Raw genomic sequence first — 21,044 nt, 5'->3', positions numbered from 1 at the left:
ACTCCGTACCTAACATATAATTTCTTTTCTTTTCAAAAAGAGCCGCCTTCAAAGGAGCCCCTTGAACTCTGTCGGGGAGATCCCGACATATTTCTTGAACTGCTTGTAGAAGTATCCCATTTCCCAGTATCCCACGCTTCTTGCGATTTCATGCACCTTCAGGTTCGTCGTGCGAAGCTGTTCCTTGGCCTTATCGATCCGGTAGCGGTTCATATATTCCGCAAAGGATTCGCCGGTCGTCTTGTGAAACAGCTGTCCCAGATACACCGGATGAATGTTGAACATGAAGCCCAGCTTCTTCAGCGACAGATCCTCACTGTACGATTTCGCGATATAATTCAGCACCTGATTCACCACCGGGCTCTTCAGCTCCCGGTCCAGCATCCCGATGATGCCAGCCGAGGTCTGCCGGAGCGCAGCGGACAGTGCGGGCAGCGAATTCGCCCGGCGGATCGCCGTCAAGCCCTCGGCAATAGACTCACGCTCCGTTTCACTGCGGATATCCTTGATCAGCACCCGGAAGAACAACATCCATTCCAGCGAGATCTCCTCCAGCATCGCTGGCGTTAATCCATCCATTGCGGGGGCCGAGAAATAGAGCTCCAACTGCTCGGACAGCCCTGCCACATTCTTGGACATAATGAGCTTGGCGTAATCGCTCCAGTCTTCCGGCAGAACCGCCCCCAGATCCTCCTTCCGGTCCCTCAGCTGCTCATAATAGATAATGCTGCGCTCCGGGTGAATCTCCAGGAACTCCTGCGCCTGCTTCGCCTGCTCGTAGCTTGCGGGAGCGGCGTCCACCCCGTAGACAGGCGAGCCCACTGCTGCGCGCAGCTTCTCACCGCCGGTGCATAAGCCGGTAATCTCCTCCAGCATGAACGCCATTTCCTCCGCTCCGGCGGAGGCTTCTTCATAGTTATGTATCAGCACCAGATCATTGTCCGAATCCCAGAACATGAAGAACGAAGCCTCTGCCTCTGCCAGATCGGATACCCTCTTCCTGAAGGTATCCATTGCCGGCTCGACCTGTAGCAGGGCAACCTGCACATAACGGCTTGTGAGCGGCAGGCCGATCAGATTCAGCCGTTCGGAGCGCTCCTGCGGATCAATCTGCCCCCGCAGCCAGCGCAGCAGCACATTATCCTTCAATACGGAATTCGTATATTCCCACCACTGCATATCCAGCCTGGAGACGTTCAGCTTCTCCACAATCGTCTCCAGCGTCTGCTGGAATTCCTCCAGATTAATCGGCTTCAGCAGATAATTCTCGATCCCGAGCGCCAAGCCTTCCTTCACATACATGAATTCATCGAAGCCGCTCAGCACCACCACCTTGAGATCCGGGCGGAATTCCCGGACTGCGCGGATCAGCTCAAGGCCGGTCATCACCGGCATGGAGATATCGGTAATCAGAATATCAGCGGGAATCTCCCGCAGCTGCTCCAGCGCTTCCTGCCCGTTCTCCGCCTGCCCCGCAATCGTGAGGCCCAGCTCCTCCCAGTCCAATATATCCTGCAGGCCGCTAAGAATGAACGGCTCATCATCCACAATAAACACCTTATACATCTGCGTTCTCCTCCTTCAGCGGGTATGGAAAAGTAATCGTAACCACTGTTCCGCTGCCCTCCTCACTCTCCAGCTCTACACCGTAAGACTTGCCGTACATCAGTCTCAGCCGCTCATGAATGCTGCGCAGCCCGAACGACTCGGACCCGGACAATTCGCCGTGATCCTCCAGCACCTCGCGGAGCCGGGCCAGCCGCTCCTCCGCGATCCCTTTGCCGTTATCCGTAACAACCGCGCGGATATTCTCCGGCTCCGCTGTGATCACAATACGGATCACATTATCAGTCTGACCTGTCCGCATGCCGTGCAGAACATAGTTCTCAATGACCGGCTGCAGCGACATTTTGAGCACAGGAAGCTCTTCCAGCTCTGGGCTGCATTCGATGGTATACGCGAACCTGTCCTTGTACCGGATACGGAATAATTCCAGATACAGACGGCAAGCCTCCAGCTCATCCTTGAACGTATATTTCAGCTTCGGACGGACGTACGACTTGAACAGCATGGACAGGCTGTAGATCATTTCACCAACATCCTTCGCCCCGCTTGAAATCGCCCGCATCCGGATAACCTCTAATGTATTATACAGAAAATGCGGATTCACCCTAGCTTCCAGCGTAGCGATCTCCGTATGCTTCTGTTTGATTTCCGCCTTATAGACCTGGTCGATATACTGGTTCAGTTCATCCAGCATGCTGTTGAAGCTTTTGGCAATCTGGCCTAATTCATCTTCCTTGCCGTCCACAATCCGGGTGTTCAGATCCCCGTTCTTGACTTTGCGGGTGAAGCGGATAATGCGGTGGGTCCGTTTGGCAAAATTAGAAATGAACATCGCCGGCAGCAGCACGGCAAACAGAATACAGACGAGTGCGATGGACACAATGGTGCTCCGCGCACTGCTGTAGGTCTCAGCCAGCTCCTGCTTCGAGATCAGGCTGACCACCGTATAACCGGCCTGGCTCTGCGTCTGGCTGGTGACAACCATTCCATCCACTGTAACCTCCTCGCCGGCGTTAATCCCTTGCAGCTTCGGCAGCTTCCGGCCGTACCCCTTACCCGAGGAATCGAAGATGACTTCATTCTGAGCTGAGAGCACGAGGATGTCGCCTTTGAAATCCTGCTTATAGTTATTCATGGACTGCCAGATCGCCTCGGAGTCGAAGTAGACCAGCAGCTGCCCGATATTTAGCAGCGAGGACTTATTGTTGATGGGTATTTTCACAGAGAACATTGGGGCTGTCGGCATCCCTATACTTTTCAGCACCCAAATATTTGGAACGGAGACAACACTCTCCTCACCCAGCACCATCGAATCCGGGACAAAAGAATGCGCCGCATTGGTCGAGATCCGCTCGAACTGCCGGCGGTTGTCGTAATAATACATGACCTGCTGGTTGGCGCTGTACAGGATCAGGCCGCGGATATCGGGATCATCGTCAATCTTGTTCTGGAAATACTGGATGGCGTTCGAGGTAGACTGTTCCCCCAGCAGAAAGCGGTCCAGCCGGTGCTCGATATAATCGCTTAAGGGATTCTCCAGCAGGAAGGTCGTATTACTGGCCAGACTCGCGTCCCTGTACACATCACGGAGCATATCCTGAACGGACTGATATTTGTTCTCCACATAATTGCTGACGCTCTCCATGCTCTTGCGCTGGATATCCATCTGGCGCTGCACTGCCGAATCCGAGATTAGCATCAGCACCAGAATGGAGAAGGCGATAATGGTGGCTATGAAGATACAGGACACGATCAGCGTGAAGCGCAGGAACATATTGTCTTTAAAATACTTGCGGTACAGCGAAAGGCTTCGCATCATTCACCTCCTAACATACGTGATAGCCTTGCAGGCACGGCTAGCCGGGATACACAAGAAGCGCTCCCCCCTGCTAATTTTGCCAGAGGGTGAGCGCTTTGTGTATGTTGTGCAGAATGGGCGGTACTTATTCCCTACCCGCGCCTTACGGCGTTGGTTGGCCTTTAAGGTATACAGGCTGCGACTTGTTGCCGCTGTAATCCTCCATGACCACTGTAACTACTGCTGCGGTAGAGGTGAAGCTCAGCGCAGCCTTAGTCGTGCGGCCGCGGATAATCATCGGCTTCATGCCCGCAGCACCGGACAGATAGGTGACCGGGAACGACCGGTTCTGGCCGTCTTCCTTAATGTACATATACCGCCAGTCCCGGGTGCTTGGCATCGGCAGGTTCAGCGTATTTCCGTTCCAGGACCAGTTCTCTGCATAAGGCTCGGACACCTTGTCGGTGAACGTTCCGTTATAGGTTATTTTATCGGTATTTCCGGCTTGAACGGTAACCGTATACTCATCTCCGTTCACCGGCATATTCTGGAACAAGGCTGAGGTTGCCCCCTGCGGCACGGTCAATTCCTTCGATACCGGCTGCGGCGTGGTAGTCCAGTTCACCGACTTCACTGTTACCTTGATACTTCCCTGGGCTGCGGCGGGATTCGTCCACTTTACCAGGAAGTCTCCATTCGCAGCGGATTCGGCAGTCACCTTGGATACCGCAGCATTCAGGTCGAAGGACAGCGTGGCCGGATCGCCCTCAAGCCCGTCTGCGCCTACAGCCGCCACCTTCAACACGCCGGATTTGGCCGGAAGCTTCTTGATATAGAAGGTCTCATCATACTTCCCGCCCACATAGATATCATTCACGTATACATTGTATTGCTTCACCTTGGAGTAATCGGTGTCCATGCTCCACTTCACGATCATCTCATCTGTGCCGGACAGCGCCTGGGCAATGGAAAGACCAGTAGGAGCGGATGGCTTGACTGCCGAGCCGTCATGAATCCGCAGTTGGCCGATGTTCATCTGGTAATTGGCTGCTTGTGTGGCTCCAGGGGTGAACACCAGGCCGAAGGCCGCGATCTCCCGGCCGGCATAAGCACCAAGATTAAGCTCGGCTGTGGTCCAGCCCGTGGTATGCTTCCCGCTATTTGCAACAGGAACCTTCACTACCTGGGCAGGCTGGTCACGGAAGATCAGTCCGGCACTCAGGACAGAGCCATCATCGGCAGACGGCTTGTTGTAGACGATGGACAGCTTAGAACCAGCTTGTACGGCAAGATCGCTCTTATAGAGACGCAGGAAGTTCTCGCTGTTCAGATTCCCGCTCACTGCCAGCGAGCTTCCGCCGTTGTAACCGCCAAGTTGCTGGTAATTCATACGCGAATTGGCAGTCTGGTCATAACCCGGACCATAATCGAAGTCCACGTTCAGGCGGTTGCCTGTAGTATCCTGCCACCATTGCCAGGTGACCGGAACATCCTGAAGGCTCATATTGGACCACTCAGCTGCGCTGGACACCGCTCCATCCTTGTAATAGGAGAGGCCGTGGCCGGTATTGAAGCTGGTATAGAAGTTGGCATCCTTCACTACCGAGCGCTCGGCAATGACCGAAGCGATCCCCGGCCAGTAGCGGTTATCGGCATACACATCGGCCACCGTATTATTGGAAGACACGGCTGTATTCTTCGGATTTACCCGTGGTCCTGACCACCATAGCTGCTCGCGCAGGTTCGTCATCCATTGGTATTGGTTATCCGTGCGGTTCGAGACCGGCCAGGACTGATTCATATCCTCATCCAGACCAGCATGGACAAAATCCGCGCCCAGTGTCGCCAGGCTGGTCCGTGGAATTCCCCCGGCCAGCTTGCTGCTCAAGGCTGAGCCTTGCACACTCTTGAAGCGGTCGCGCCCGGCTTCCAGCCCCGCGAAGCCGGTCTCAAAGAGATTGTAGCTCGTCCCCTGGGCCGCATTGAAGGTATTCAAGTAATTCGCCGCCGAGGTAATCTGCGAGCTGCCCATACCGTAATCGAAGAAAAACGAATTCGACACCGGCTTGTTGGCCGCTTTATCGTAGAGCATGGAGATATTATTGTTATTGAAGGTTCTGGCGAAGACATTGGCTCCCGTGGCTGTATTCAGGGAATCGTACCACTGCACATACAGCCCGCCATCCTGTAGCGCTTTCATAAAAGCAATATAATCGGGAATATCCGCTGTCGCCACATTCGGATTCTGCTCCTCCTGATTCAGGAAGTACCCGTCATATCCGAAGTATTGGGCCATTTCAATCATTTTCTCAGCTACCGGGAACTTCCCGGCTGCATCCTTGACGATCATCTGCTTATAGGTCTGCTGCCCCCGGTCATTGTTCGAGAAGAACACTCCGGCCAGCGACATAACCCCATTCTTATGCGCGGCATCGGTATATGTCGGATTCGGAATGTTCAGCATGCCGAACTCGAACCATTTCTGCTGCCAGTCGGACTGGGCCAGATCGTCGTAATATTCCGGCGGTGTATACGCTGTCGCTGTTCCGTGCCAGTAGGAATAATAGTCAATGTACTGCCAGAAGTTGAAGTGGTACTGGGCGAACTTGTTGGTGTACGGGGCATTCTCGATAAAAGCATTGCCATAATCGCCCGCAACATTCATCATCTGCACCGCCGGATTCAGCGCCGGATTGGCCTGAGTCTGCTGGAAAGGTGCAATCCGCTGCTGCAACGGCACCCTGGAGCGCAGCAGCGCCGCGTCCTGATCTCTCTGCGGACTCCAGTCCGCAATGTGCTGGCTGGTATAGCCGTGTACGCTGGGCTGATTCGCACCGTGTGCGCTTTCACCTTTGAACGGCCAGGTGTCTCCGGCCATGGCTGTCTGCGGCAGTAGGGTCACCAGCAGCGCTGTACCTAATACCGCTGAAGTCAGCTTACGAATTCTGTGTGTCCGGGATGTAGCTACCATTGTTCACTCTCCTCATTCTTCAGATTGATGAGAACGCATTCATAATAACTGGATGAATCTTCCTTCTGGGTAATGGTTATCAAAGTTACTATATAGCAGCACCTGCGAGGACTAATAGAAGCTAAATTAAAGATTCGCTGGTCAAATTAAAGAAAAGTTGTATTTGGTTTTTCGACTACAATCCGCCCGCGCGTCTCCGTCGCCGCCATTGTATTCGGTTTTTCGCACACATCCGACCCACTCGCACCCGCACCTGTCCAATGTGTTCGCTTTTTCGTATACATTCAGCCCGAGCGCCCCGCACCAGCACATTGTGTTCGGTATTTCGCCTACATCTGCCTCACTCGCACCCTTGCCACGCCAAAAAGCAGCCCCTCTAGGAGCTGCTTCATGGTTACCTCATATGTTACTTGCCTTCATTAATTTATCCGCCAGCTTACTCCGCATCCGGATAAGGATTGATACTCTGGATCGTGCCGTCTTCGTTGTATTTCAGCTCGGTGTATTTCACGCAGCGCTTGTGGTTGACGCCTTCCGACAGGGAGCTGTCGTGATAGAACAGATACCATTTGTCTTCCACTTGCACAATGGAGTGGTGGGTTGTCCAGCCGATGACCGGAGACAGGATCTCACCCTTGAACGTGAACGGTCCCATCGGGTTCTTGCCGATTGCATACACGAGCTTATGCGTGGTTCCTGTTGAGTAGGACAGGTAGTAATCGCCGTTATATTTGTGCATCCATGGGCCTTCAAAATATCTGCGCTCTTCATCCCCGGCCAGAATCGGATTCCCGTCTTCATCGACAATCGAGATCTCGGCTGGCTTGCCCTGGAAGGACAGCATGTCGTCGCTAAGCAGCGCAACTTGCGGTCCAAGTGCAGGCTGATCCGGTGCCGGTCCTTCTGCATCCGCTACGAAGCTGCCAGTCTGCCATTTCTCCAGCTGGCCGCCCCAAAGTCCGCCGAAATAGATATACGCCTGGTTGTCTTCATCCACTAGTACGGCCGGGTCAATACTGAAGCTGCCTTCCATATAATTCGGCTGCGGGGAGAACGGGCCTGCGGGAGACTCCGACGTTGCTACACCAAGACGGAAGATGCCGTCATGGTCGCGGGCCGGGAAGAACAGGTAGTAGGTGTTATTCTTATAAGCTGCATCTGGAGCCCAGAGCTGCTTGGAAGCCCATGGAATATCTCTCACATGCAGCGCTTCGCCGTGATCGACCACCGGAGAATCGAAGCTGTCCATCGAGAGAACATGGTAGTCTTCCATTTTATACTGGTCGCCGTTATCATTGCTCGGCTCGTCATGATCCAGATCGTGGGAAGGATAGATATAGATTTTGCCTTCATAGACATGGGCGGACGGGTCCGCTGTATAGATGTGAGTTACGATCGGTTGGTTAGGCTTAGGGGGTTGTTGCTGATTCATAAGGCATCTCCTTTGATATTGGAATAATAGAATCCTTCATAGTAAGCAGGGCTGGCATTCTCTGTACCGTTGCCCGAGGCATGTACGCCGAGGCAGACACCGGTGAAGCCGCCGTTGACCTCCGGGGACAGGACCGATACATGAACCGTCTCCGGGACTTCATGCCAGGACACCCCATCTGCCGAATAGGAGCAGTGGTAGGAATGGCCGTCGCAGCGGAGGCGAAGCTGAACGGCACCTTCACCGTTTACCTCATACTGGTGAACCTGCCGCTCCTCACCGTTCTTCACTACAAGCTCCATCACCCGGCGGCCGCTGCGGCAAGTAAGTCCCCAGAAAAGATATCCACGGTTGTTAAGCCGCGCAGCCAGTCCGGCATGCTCGCCTTCGGTCACCGGTGTGAAGTCAAGGCTGACGCCTGTCTCCATCCGGTGATGCTGCTGGCGGAGGCACGCGAACACGGCGGGCGCCTCATCGTCCAGCGTGTAGCTGTTCCCGCGCACGGTGAGGCTTCCCGTGCGTTCAGTCCAGGAATACCGTTCCGCTTCATAAGCGCGGAGGAATGCCCACTCTGGCCCGAAGCCGCTCTCCGGCGTAAAGCGCTGCACCTGTTCCTCCAGGCTGGACTCATCGTCGGCTATAACGGTGCCTTCATTATTGTCAATCATCGGCCAGCCGTCCTCCGTCCAGGTGACCGGAGCCAGGAAGGTCTCCCGGCCCAGCGGGGAATACCGGCCTTCCACGGGACGCATGCCCAGGAAGACTGCCCACCACTGGCCGGACGTATCCTCGACCAGATCGGCATGTCCAAGGCATTGGACAGGGTGGTCCTTCAGTCCCCTGTGGGTCAGGATCGGCTCCGGCTTGTCCTCGAACGGGCCGTAAGGACTGCTGCTGCGGGCAATAATCTCCCGGTGATCACCCGCCGTGCCGCCGGAGGCGGTCATCAGGTAGTAGACGCCCTTGATCTTGTACAGATGCGGGCCTTCGACCCACGGGCCGTCATCTCCGCTCCAGATGTTGACCGGCTCCGACAGCACTTCGCCGGACAACGGATCAATCTCATACTGGATAATATGCGACTCATAGCCTGCACCGTTCTGCACCGTAACATAGGCGCGCCCGTCATCATCGAAGAACAGGGACGGATCAATGCCCCCGTGCGGCAGCAGAATCGGATCAGACCAGGGACCCTCGGGCTTGTCCGCAGTCACATAGAAATTGCCGATGCCCCGTACATCGGTGGTAATCATGTAGAATCGTTCGGCATGATAGCGGATGGTGGCGGCGTAGATACCGGACGAACTCTTGGTGGTCCGCAGATCCAGCTGGGACTGGCGGGTCAGCACATGCCCTATCGGGGTCCAGTCGATCAGGTCCCTGCTATGGAAAATAGGCACACCCGGAAAATATTCAAAGGTACTGTTAATCAGATAGAAATCTTCATTCACACGGACCACACTGGGGTCCGGATAATACCCGGCAATTACGGGATTCCGCACATTCATGGAATGCATCATACCCTCCTCTGGAATGAAAGCAAGCGTTTACAATCGCTAGTGTTATTTTACAAGCCCGAAATGAACTTTCCTATGCGCAGACTAAAGAACTTCCCCCGAAAAAATGTGCAATTTCCGCCTACAACCGATTGTACTGGAAAAACACACCGGTTGCTCGCCATTTTGCTTGGGTTAATGGTCATTTTTTGCGGAGTTTAACGGCTACCCTGTAGTGGTCTCAAAAGTTAACAAAAAGCCGTCCCCCAACCATAATCTGGCTGAGGGACGACCCTGATCTTGCTTATACAATGGTTATGTGATGCTTATACTTACGGATTAATCAGATTCGATTGAATCAGTAATCTTCGGATGGCAGCCGACGCCTCGGCGCGGGTAATATTCTCGTTCGGCGCAAGACGCTGTTCGTCTCTGCCCAGAATAATACCAGCTGCCAGATTCTGCTTCACATTAGCAATCGCCCATTTGGCTACCGAAGCGGAATCTGCGAAGGACTTCAGCAGTTGCTGAGTCTGCTCTTCGCTGCGCGAAGACTTCAGTTCTGTGATGCTCAAGGCTCTGCTGACAATTGCCATGGCCTCCTGTCTGGAGATATTGTTGTCCGGTCTGAAGGTTCCGTCAGGATAACCGGTGATCAGGCCGTTCTCGATGGCAACCTGAAGCTCCAGCCCGTACCATCCGCCTGCGGAGACATCGCTGAACGTAACAGGCTGCTCCCCATGGGTGACAATGCCGAGCGCTCTTGCCAGCATGGCAGTGAATTCAGCCCGTGTGATCGCCCGCTGCGGTTCAAAGACCGCTTCCTTCGTGCCGCTTACCACCAGTCTTGAGCCCATGTCATTGACATCCGGCTTACCCCAGTGCTTCGCTACATCCGGGAATTCCAGCGGATTCCAGATTAAGCCGAATTCTCCGCTCTCCAGGCTGTTGATCGTAGCGTAGTAACGTCCGTCTTTAACGGTTACATATGTCGGCTGATGATAGATTGCACCATCCCGGTATAATACGCCAGTGGTAATCTTCATATCTGCCGGTACTTCAAGCGTGTACTTCGCCCAGCCGTGGCTGGTTACCTGTACCGTCTGTCCCTGATACTTCGCCTTAATAGAGAAGTTCACCAGAGTGTTACCAGGCTGTACCTTCTGCTTCGCGGCCGCAAGCTTGAAGGCTTCCAGGCTGTCAGAAGAGGATGCTGCCAGCTCAGCTGTGATGACAATGCCACCCAGATTGTCATTCTTCAGTCCAAACTGCTTGCTGAGCGCTGCCAGATCGATAGCAGCTGCGTCAAGCTTAATCGTGCCCAGCTTCGACTCGATCACAATTTCACTGCCCTTATTCTGCAATTCCTTCACTTGATCTGCGGTCAGCTCTACACTGGCCGAAGGAACTGTCTCGCCTTTTACCCCAGGGACAGTTGCAGGTGCAGTTGTAGGTGCGGGTTCAGTTTCTTTAACAGGCTCCGCAGCCTTATCTGTAATCCGTACAATCTGGAAGGTACTGAATTTGTTAATCTGAATCTCCAGCGCTACAGGCTCGCCGCCCCGATTATACACAATTTCTGGCGTGTAGATTGTAATCTCGCCATCGCTGTGTTCAACGTACACCCGCAAGCTGTCCAGGAAGGCGTCGCGCACCCCGGAGCTTTGCAACGGAATCTGATCCGCGAACTCTGACAACGGAAGCTGAATCCGCGTATTGATCTTGTCATAGTTAGTCTCAATCTCCCGTGGTGACCCAAGATTCTGAAGTGTCTTGTCACTGGCCAGTGACAGCTTGGAAGAACCGTTCAGGATCGCGTTGCTCTGGACGTTCGCCTTCGCCTGCGGGTCCTTCACCGGTACAATCCGGAAATACAGGTCGGTAGCACTCGCATCAAGCTGTGCCAGGCTGGCTGCATCCAGATGGATCGAGCCGAGTGCAGTTACAATATCCAGTGAAGCCTTGCGCCCGGCAAGAATCGAAACGGCCGTTGATGGAATTTCAACTGCAATTTCATCCGCGCGCGCAGACAGATCATCCACATGGGTGATGGTTACACTCCGGTTGGCTGTATCCGGGTCATTCGGGTTCACGCCTTCCACAAGGTTATACACTTCGTTCTCATCAATCACAATGGTGTCAATCTTCGTTCCGTTAGACAGGTTCGTTCTTAGAATGGTCACGCCCTGCTCCAGCGGCTTGCCGTCATTAGAGGTAGACAGTCCGGCTGTTCTGGACGTTGCTTCACGAACGGCACCTTCCTTGACTACGCCTTTCGCCTTCACAATCAGCAGGTATTGCTTCACTGCACTCTTACCGTTCCGGGTGAAGGTAGCGGTCAGAATAACATTCGTATCCTGGACCGGAGGAGTTACATTTCCCTTGGCCTGGTCCGCATCCTGCTGGACGGCGATTACCGGAGTTTCACTGGAGGTCCAGGTGATCTTCGTATCGTATTTACCGGTCTGAAGCAACAGGAAGGCTTCAGTGACACTCTCCCAGGTATCACCAGGCGCGAAAGTGGCCGCCGTGTTGATTCCGGTGCTTCTTGCCGCATCCTCTGCGGCTTCCTGGTCGCTGAGCTTTTTGACAACAATTGTAAAGGTTTTGACCAGCATCTCGCCCGGACGGTCAGGGTCTGCCAGCTTCACAGTAAGTTCTACCGTCACATCCTGTTCATCTGGTCCCGGCCGCTTGATCCGTCCGGTATTCGTGAGAACATCCGGGTTACTGGAGGTCCAGGTCAGTACAGATCCGGTCTCTCCTGTCTTCGGCAGGAACAGATTCCGGGTCACCGACTCCTCTGAATCTCCCGGAGCATAGGTCACTTGAATATTCAATTCATCCTGAGGAAGATCGACCGTAGCCGTTCCTTTGACCGTAATATAGAAGTCCTGCTCCCGGAAGAAGCCTTCCTTGGTCACACGAGCTGTCAATCTTACCACCGTATCCTTCAGCGGACGCTGAACCTCACCGGTGATGCTGACAATATCGCTGCGGTGGCTCGTCCATACTACATCGGAATCATAGTAGCCCTTGGAGATCAACTCGACATTCTGCGTTACACTCTTGGCCGAATCTTGCCCCTGATAACCGATTCTCAGCAGTCTCATAGCTTCATCAAGCTGTTCATCGATGCTCTCACGCTTGGCCTTAACGGTCACTACGAACTCTTTCTGATAAGTCACACTGCCCTTGGTCACCGTTGCTGTCAGGGTAACCTTCTGGTCTCCATCTGCATAAGCGGGGCGCTTCACAACACCCTCCGGAGTAATAACTGATTCCTGGGAGGAGGTCCAGGTGATCGTGCTGCCGCTGGTACTTTCGGTAATCAAGTCAAGATCCGTCAGGACCTGCTCCTGCTCCTCGTTATCTTCCCGAATCATGTCCCAGTCCAGCTTGGCCAAGGTCTCATTTACAGATTCTTCATCTGTCATTGGACGCTTGATGACCGTAAGCACGAATTCTTTGGTCAGCACGCTGTCTCCCTTACGGATGACCGCTGTTAAGGTTACCGGCTTGTCCCCCTTTGAAAAGGAAGGTGGTGTTACCGTTCCGTCAGTGGCAATCACCTCTTCATCGGAAGAGGTCCAGGTGATCGTGCTGCCATTCGTCCCATTCTTCGGCAAATACACCGCAGAGGTTACGGATTCCTGCTTCACATTCTCCTCGCGGATCGTATTCCAGGTAAGCAGGTAAGTATCTTCGGTTACCGATTGTTTGTCGGTGCCGGCCTGCTTTTTGACAATCAGCTCGAAGGTCTTCGTTAGCTCGGATGCCCCATTCTTCAGCACCGCTGTCAATGTAACCGGCTGATCGCCTGTATTGAACGGCGGTCTTGTCACCGTCCCGTCTGTGGCAACGACCGTTCCATTGGTGGAGGTCCAGGTAATCGTGCTGCCGCCCGCTCCTTTTAGGGGTAAATCTAATCCGCTCAGCACAGAGCTCTGCAGGGTATTGTCCTTGCGGATCAACTCCCAGGTTAAGGCTTCCATATCGCGTTTCACCAACACACCAGCACCCGGTAACTGCAGATCAACGTTATTGGAGGTCACAGGCTTAACCCCGTCTACAATAATAGAAGGATCAACTGTGACTGAAGCAAAGGCAGAAGCCTCGTACTTTCCAGCCGCCTGACCGGTGAAATGAATCTCAAGTACCGTGCCGCTAACCCGCACCACGCTGAAGCTTAAGCCTTCAGGCATATTATTGACGTTTACGCCGCCTTCGACCTCTTCAGTAAATAATCCATTACGCAGAGTCACCGTCAACGTCTCTGCCGCTGAGCCGTCACCCGCATCGTGGATTACATCAGGAGACGCGGCAATCACTGCCGGAGGAGAGCGGAACAGAATAGCGAAGGTCCCCGACGGAATGCCTGCTAGCGTAACCGCTGCCCGGTTCACACTGTCAGCAGTCTTATGGCTGGCAGCCTGGCCGGTAATGGCCACCGTAATCTGGTTCGGAGAATCCACGGTAATCTTGCCCGGCGTAAGGCCCGGCGGCCAATTCACCGCTTCGATGGCATCCATAACCGACTCATCGAAAGAACCGTTCTTCAGTTCAAGAACAAGCACATCCCCGATCGTGCCATCATTCAGATCCGATTCATAGAGCTGCGGTGTCTTGACCACCAGATAAGGCTCTTTGTCCAAGAAATCGAATTTGAAGGTGTTCGTGCTTAAGTCCGCCGGGCTTCCGGCAAGCTTGCCGGAAGCTACGGTTACATAAGCTCCGTAGACATCGCTGGTCACCGTAGCTGCACCGGTGAACTGAAGCGTGAGCTCTGTGTCGGATACTCTTGTCACGCTAGTGCCAAGACCGGCTGGCAGACCATGCACCTGCACATCGGCTGCATCAATCGTTTCATTGAATTTGCCGCCAGTAATCGTCACGCCAAGCGTCTCAGTGATTTCACCCGAGCCATAGACCGCTTCGGATACAATCCCTTTATTCAGGCTAAGCGCCGCAGGATCTCTGAACGTTACACTGAAGGTCTTGGTCGTCAGACCGGAGGAGATCCCCAGCAGATTCTCCTTATCGACCGTAACGGACAGGTTCTTCGTTGTCGCATCCTTGCCGTGATCAACCGCCGCACCAGTCAGTGTGAAGTTAAGCTCCGTATCACTCAGCCGGGTTACTGCGAAATCAAGTCCTTCCGGCAGATTGTTGATACGGATATGGCTTGGATCAATAGATTCAGCAAGGGTCGCACCGACTATTTTCACCTTCTGGTTGCCGGTAACGGTTCCATCATTCGCCTTGGCTTCCACCAGCTCGGTGCTGGCACCTTCATCCAGCTCAATGTCAGAGATGACTTCACTGAAATCCCTCTCATCGAGACTCGTGTAATAGGTGAATTTCTTGCTTGCGTTCGGAGCCAGCGTACCAGAATCCCAGGTCATGGTAATCCCTGCATCAGCCTTGACTTCCACGTTCTTCGCCTTCGGACTGTTGTAAGCTTCCAGCGCATAAGGGTTAGTATTGGTAAACCCGAAGACGGAAGCCTTCGCCCGTTGATCACTGGAATAGAAGAAGATTGGGGCTCTTGAATTAAAGGCCTTGTACAGCGGATCATTATCAGCAATAGTACTCGCCTTCACGACTGCAGCACGATCTTCCTCAATGGTGTGGGTCACAATATTAGAGGTGACATATGCCCCTCCTTGATCCACCGTATTATCCGGGTCCATTGAGCGCATATACCGCGCCCCGTCCCAATTCTTATCTGTAAGATTGGTAATAGTCACATCATTGCGGTAGAATTTCTGGTTCTCCCCAAAGCTGATCACCTGCTTAATCTCCATAGTGTCAGTCCATGTAGATACCGTAGTCGCACTCAGAATTCCTTTATCCGTCTGCGAGGTATTTACAACGGTGGTCGGCATATCCATCGAGTGCATCTGCGCTGAATTGGACTTCGCATATGTATTTCCGGCGATCTGGTATCCTACCGCGAACCGTTCTTCAGGGGTACCCGGCAAATAATAATCGACTGGCAGATCTTTGCCTGTTCCATATCCGTCATGATCCGCACTCATTCCCAGATAAGGTCTGGAATTCGTTCCACGGAAATTAGCGGGCTTACTGCCCATCGTACCGAAATTCCCCCAGTTGCTTATCCCCAGTTCAATGAATTTGCCTCCCAGGAAAAGCTCTGTTCCGCCTTCCCCGCCATAGGCAGCCCTTGCTCCCCAATCTGCTGAATCTGCATGTACAGCCAGGGGCGCTGGAAACATAGACAGGATCATTGTGGGCACCATTAGCAGTGCGAGCAGCTTCTTACGCTTCATTGTCTCACTCCATTCTTCATCATTGAAATGCAAGCCTATCCCTAATAAAAGCAAATCATTCTCACAAAATTCTCACAAATAATCGAAAATTGTCGACAATTCCTACAAAAAGTCATAAAAAAGAAGCAGAACGCACGTTTATACGTGAACGCCCTGCCTTATGGTGCTTCATATTCAGCTATTTCAGGAATGCTCCCTCGCCTGCCTGTGCCTGACCGTTCACCGCCTAACCCTTCTGGCAAAATCCACAAACTGAAATTTGTCCAGCCGGTGCCGGGACTCGGTATATTGGAACAGCACGGTATTCTCAAGATACACATAGTTGCGCACTACGACAATATGCGTATATTGCTTCAGGTCCAGCAGGCGCTGATCCTCCCCGGTTGAGGGCTCAACGGAAATCAGCTTTTTGGCATAACTGATCTTAAGACCCAGCTCAGACTCCAGGTATTCATAAATAGAGCCTTCTGCAATCTCCTTGCTCAGAAATGGGACGATATCTGAGCGGAAATAGTCCTTGTCCAGAATAATCCGTTCGGCTTCAATCTCTCTGGCGCGGATCACCTTCCATACCGGCGTCTCTTCAGTAATGTGCAGTTGCCGGGCCAGCAGAGAGCCTGCCGGCTCCAGGACCGTCTCCTCTACCAGTGTCCGCGAGGTAACCCCGAGCGTCCCTGTCAGCTCCTGGAATGAGATCAGTCCGGTTACGGGAAAATCCATCCGCGTCATATCCAGCACAAAGGAGCCCCTGCCTTTGATTTTGTTGATATAGCCCTCACGGAACAGGAGATTCAGCGCCTTGCGCACCGTCTCCCGCGAAGTCTGGTAAGCCTCCGCCAGCTCACTCTCGGAGGGCAGCTTGCTTCCGGGCGCAAGCTGGCCGGAATGAATACGGTTGCTATATTCCGTATAGATCTGCAAAAATATATTCTCTCTCATCGATCATCACCGCCCTATATTGTAACATGCCCTGGCTGCAGGACAGAGTATATAATTCTATAATTGTAGAAAAACAGCCCCGCAGGGCTGTCCTCCATTCCTTATATTGTATGCCTGATCCGCTCAGATCAACCCTTCAGATGAACCGTCAGAATACTTGTCTGCTTCGCCGTTGCCGGTCCGGTCTTCTCCTCAATCCGCTCCACCATATCCTGCCCTGCGGGGATAATGATTGGAGTGATTAATGGATACCCTGCGGCGCGGATGGCCTCCATATCGAATTCCAGCAAAAGCTCGCCTGCCTTCACTTTATCGCCGATATTGGCACGTGTGGTGAAGCCGCTGCCCTTGAGCGACACGGTGTTGATCCCGACATGGATCAGCACCTGGACTCCGCTGGCATGCTCCAGAATCAGCGCATGCTTGCTCTTAATCACATGGGCCACTGTAGCATCAAACGGAGCATACACCTTACCCTCGGCGGGTTCAATGGCAATCCCTTCACCCATCTGCTTCTCGGCAAATGCAGGATCAGGAACCTGCGCAAGCGGCACTGCCGTTCCGCTGAGCGGCGACGCCAGCTCCAGAATATTTACGGGCTCCTGCTCCTGCGAGCCTTGAACCGAGCTGCGGCTGTTCAGTTCCCCGCTTTTGGACGCAGGCTTAGCATCCGTCAGATCTGTTGCCTCTGACGGGCTTTTCGCTGCACGCTGCACAACTGCCCGGCCATACAGCACCGTGGCAACAAACGGCACAATCAGTACGATCGCCATCCCGATGAAGAATACGCCCCACTGGTTAGGGAAGATCGACAGGAAGCCGGGAATCCCTCCTACCCCAATGGAAGTGGCCCGGACCTGATTCACGGTCAGCAGCACTCCGGCCATCGCGGAGCCGATCATTCCGAAGATGAACGGATAGCGGTAGCGGATATTCACCCCGAAGATCGCCGGCTCGGTGACTCCAAGGAAAGCCGAGACGGAGGAGGTAACAGCCAGCCCCTTCGTCTTCTGTTCTCTAATCACGAACATCATAGCCAGTGCGGCCGCACCCTGGGCAATGTTGGAGAGCGCCAGCATCGGCCAGAGGAACGTGCCTCCTTCGCTGCCGATTAGCTGAACATCCACGGCCAGGAAGGTGTGATGCATGCCCGTAATGACCAGCAGCGAATAGAATCCGCCGTAGATTAAGCCGCCGAGGATGGCGAAATGATCGAAAATATAGATCAGCCCGGAGGTAATGGCATTCGCAATGCCGAACGTAACCGGTCCGATGATGGTGAAGGCCAGGAACCCTGTAATCAGCAGAGTCACGGGTGCGACCACGAGCAATTTGATCGAATCATGGACCCGCTTATCCAGAAATTTCTCAATGCTGGCCAGAATATAGGCCGATACCAGGACCGGCAGGACCTGCCCCTGATAACCGATCCGCTCCAGATGCCAGCCGAACAGATTCCAGGTTGGAACCGTCCCTTCCGTAGAAGCGTTGGCATAGCTGTAAGCACTTAATAAGTCTGGATGAACCAGAATCAGACCCAGCACAATCCCGAGCAGCGGACTGCCCCCGAAGCGGGTCACGGCCGCCCAGCCGATCAGAGCCGGCAAGAAGGTAAACGCCGTACTGGCAATCGTATTGATAATCGCCGCAATATCCTTCCACTGCGGATAGACATCCACCAGTGACTGGCTGAAGAAGATCCCAGGGCCGGTCAGCAGGTTATTGATCCCCAGCAACAGACCCGCAGTTACGATGGCCGGAAGAATGGGAATAAAAATATCGGCCAGCGTCTTGATCGCCCGCTGAAGCGGGTTCTGCTTGCGGGCAGCGGCTGATTTCACCTCATCTTTGGAGGAACGCGCACCGCCGGTCAGCTGAATCATCTCATCATAGACTTTATCTACTGTTCCCGGTCCGATAACAATCTGGAATTGTCCCTGGGAAGAGAATTGTCCCTTCACAAGGTCGTTGCGGTCCAGCGCCGCCGAATCCACCTTGCTCTCGTCATAGAGTGAGAACCTCAGCCGGGTAACACAATGCGTTGCAACCTCAATATTTTCCTTGCCTCCAACCGCCCGGACGATATCTTCAACATTTTTGCGGTCTATAGCCATATTGTCACTCCTCGCGTAGTTGATGAATGCTTACCAGTTGTTGCTTCTCTTAGCGCGCGTTGCTTCTATATTTAAGTACATTTCTCTAGGGCCAGCTTCCTTTAGTTCCGGCTGATCAGCCACAGGTATGAAGCATACGGACTAAGCTGAAGCTCTTGAGTCAGTGAGGGATGCTCATCCGTATTGGCAAGCAGAAGCCTGTCCTTCCCGGCTACATTTAAGTCCGCCCAGTGCTCCTCCGGGAACCGGAAGCGGACATCCTTGCCGCTGAAGTTCGAGACCACCACCAGCGCCTCGCCGTCCCCCATCCGTGCATAAGCAAACACCTCGGGATGTGCTTCGTCCAGTCTGCGGTAGATGCCGTCGGTGAAGACCGCATGCGTCTTGCGCAGAGCGATCAGCTTGCGGTAGTGATGGAAGATCGAATCCGGCCGCTCCCGCTCCTTCTGCACATTGATGTCCGGGTAACGTTCATCCACCTTCAGCCAAGGAATACCAGTGGTGAAGCCTGCATTCGCGCTTGTATCCCACTGCATCGGCGTACGGGAGTTGTCCCTTGAACGTTCCTGCAGGATAGCGAGAGCCTCCCCGGGGCTTGCCCCCTGCTCACACAGAATCCGGTACATATTCAGCGACTCGATATCGCGGAACTCCTCAATGCTCTTCCAATTGGGATTCGGCATCCCGATCTCTTCTCCCTGATAGACATACGGCGTGCCTTGAAGTCCATGCAGTGTAGTTGCCAGTAGCTTGGCGCTTTCTTCGCGGTACCTGTCATCATCGGTGAATCTGGAGAGGGCGCGCGGCTGATCATGGTTATTGAAAAATAATGCATTCCAGCCCCCGCCCTGCTGCATCCCGGTCTGCCACTCACTGAATAGCCGCTTGAGTGCTTCGAAATCGTAAGGCATCAGCTCCCATTTCCGGCCGTTTGGATAATCCACCTTCAGATGGTGGAAGTTGAACGTCATTGAGAATTCCCGCCGCTCAGGATTGGAGTAACGGATGCAATGTTCAAGTGTTGTAGAGGACATCTCGCCAACCGTAATCAGCTCATGCGGGCCAAACACCTCATCATACATCGCCCGGATGTATTCGTGGACCCGTGGACCGTCTGTGTAATATTTCCGCCCGTCGCCCGGCGGCACACTCCCGTCATCATCCGGGAAGCGCTGGTCCTTGGAGATCAGGTTAATCACATCCATGCGGAAGCCGTCCACACCCTTGCGGGCCCAGAACAGCATCATCTCATTGACCGCTATGCGAACCTGCTCGTTCTCCCAGTTCAAATCTGCCTGTGTTTTGTCGAACAAAGTAAGATAATATTGGCCTGACGCCTCATCGTACTGCCAGGCGGGACCGCCGAATTTCGACTGCCAATTGTTCGGTACTCCCCCGCCTGGCGCCGGGTCCTTCCAGATATAATAATCGCGGTACGGATTATCCCGGCTGGAGATCGCCTGCTTGAACCACTCATGCTCTGTCGAGGTATGGTTGACTACGATATCCGTCATGAGCTTCATTCCGCACCGGTGCAGCTCCGCTATCAGCTCGTCGAAGTCCTCCATCGTGCCGAATTCGGGGTTAATCCGCTCATAGTCGGCCACATCGTAACCGTTATCATGTCCCGGCGAGACATAGACCGGCTGGAGCCAGACAATATCAATCCCCAGCTCCTGCAAATAATCCAGTTTCTCCGTCAGGCCTCTTATATCTCCTGTTCCGCTACCTGTCGTATCCTTGAAGCTCTTCGGGTACACCTGATACACGGTGGACCGCCGCCACCATTCCGAATGCCGGGCTTGGCTCAAAGTTAGCACCTCCATGTAGAATTTCTGTGTTGTCCTCAGCAAAAATCGCTTTATTGTCATTCATTACACTTGTATATACAAGATCAAACACCTCACACAGTGTAAACCTGTATATACAGGTTGTCAATATGGGCTGGCCTAGTAGATGATTTAACGGGTAATTTAGTAGTTGGAGTAGCAAATGGGTAATGGGTAGATAGTCGGCGGGTAGGGTAGATAGTGGGTGGGTAGGGTAGTTGATAGATAGTGGGTGCCGGGAAGCTGGCGGGTATAAGTAGTAGGTGGAAATTGTACATTTAAATTTCGTCAAATAGGCTTCGGAGGGCATTTAATTGGATAAACAGCATCTACTATGTTCCATTTCCCTGCCTCTGGACATTTCAGGCAGAATTAAATGTACTTTTTCCACTCGTTTTCCCACTTTTGTGATTCTGCGTTAAAGCAATTGCCCTTTTTCCACTTGCTTCAAGCAGCAGCAACGGAGCGATGGCGCGGCGAGGGACGCAGCAGTTTGCCCTCCCCCTTCTCCATTCGTCTACTTCTGGCGGCATTCGGCATAATGAGGTGCACTACTGCTCCTCATTAGCATATTTAGCACGCGTCAGGTGAGATCGGGTGCACTCT

9 protein-coding genes are annotated in these 21,044 nt (G+C 53.5%); all 9 read right to left on the bottom strand.

Features of this window, described 5'->3' with window-relative positions:
• Positions 1-48: 48 nt before the first annotated feature.
• The 9 genes from C173_RS28355 to treC all read right to left on the bottom strand — a co-directional run bounded on the left by C173_RS28355 (position 49) and on the right by treC (position 20,435).
• Positions 49-1,566 carry a response regulator transcription factor gene (locus tag C173_RS28355; RefSeq protein WP_036731563.1) on the bottom strand — a complete coding sequence of 506 codons (1,518 nt, stop codon included), beginning with the start codon at positions 1,564-1,566 and terminating at the stop codon, positions 49-51.
• The gene (locus C173_RS28350; RefSeq protein ID WP_036731561.1) at positions 1,559-3,382 is read right to left on the bottom strand and encodes a cache domain-containing sensor histidine kinase; all 1,824 of its coding nucleotides are present in this window, start codon (positions 3,380-3,382) and stop codon (positions 1,559-1,561) included. The genes C173_RS28355 and C173_RS28350 overlap by 8 nt, the downstream gene beginning before the upstream one ends.
• A 145-nt stretch (positions 3,383-3,527) precedes the next feature.
• On the bottom strand, positions 3,528-6,335 hold the full coding sequence (locus C173_RS28345; protein ID WP_036731559.1) for an endo-beta-N-acetylglucosaminidase: 2,808 nt from the start codon (positions 6,333-6,335) through the stop codon (positions 3,528-3,530).
• A gap of 436 nt (positions 6,336-6,771) precedes the next feature.
• Positions 6,772-7,767, bottom strand: coding sequence for a glycoside hydrolase family 43 protein (locus C173_RS28340; protein WP_036731557.1), 996 nt, complete (start codon positions 7,765-7,767; stop codon positions 6,772-6,774).
• Positions 7,764-9,284 (bottom strand): glycoside hydrolase family 43 protein, encoded by a 1,521-nt coding sequence (locus C173_RS28335; RefSeq protein ID WP_327196503.1) that lies wholly within the window; start codon positions 9,282-9,284, stop codon positions 7,764-7,766. The genes C173_RS28340 and C173_RS28335 overlap by 4 nt, the downstream gene beginning before the upstream one ends.
• A gap of 311 nt (positions 9,285-9,595) precedes the next feature.
• A complete protein-coding gene (locus tag C173_RS28330; RefSeq protein WP_036731553.1) occupies positions 9,596-15,556 on the bottom strand; it encodes an S-layer homology domain-containing protein in 5,961 nt (1,986 codons plus the stop codon).
• A gap of 219 nt (positions 15,557-15,775) precedes the next feature.
• Positions 15,776-16,495, bottom strand: coding sequence for a trehalose operon repressor (gene treR / locus C173_RS28325; RefSeq protein ID WP_036731551.1), 720 nt, complete (start codon positions 16,493-16,495; stop codon positions 15,776-15,778).
• 128 nt (positions 16,496-16,623) lie between these two features.
• Positions 16,624-18,609, bottom strand: a complete 1,986-nt coding sequence (gene treP, locus C173_RS28320) for a PTS system trehalose-specific EIIBC component (protein WP_036731549.1) — start codon at positions 18,607-18,609, stop codon at positions 16,624-16,626.
• Positions 18,610-18,710: 101 nt separating this feature from the next.
• Positions 18,711-20,435, bottom strand: a complete 1,725-nt coding sequence (gene treC, locus C173_RS28315; RefSeq protein ID WP_036731547.1) for an alpha,alpha-phosphotrehalase — start codon at positions 20,433-20,435, stop codon at positions 18,711-18,713.
• Positions 20,436-21,044 lie beyond the last annotated feature (609 nt).

The organism is Paenibacillus sp. FSL R7-277 (genome assembly GCF_000517965.1).
Lineage (GTDB): Bacteria > Bacillota > Bacilli > Paenibacillales > Paenibacillaceae > Paenibacillus_AQ > Paenibacillus_AQ silagei.
The sequence above is the reverse complement of the archived record's forward strand: the minus strand, read 5'-3'. Positions and strand labels throughout refer to the sequence as shown.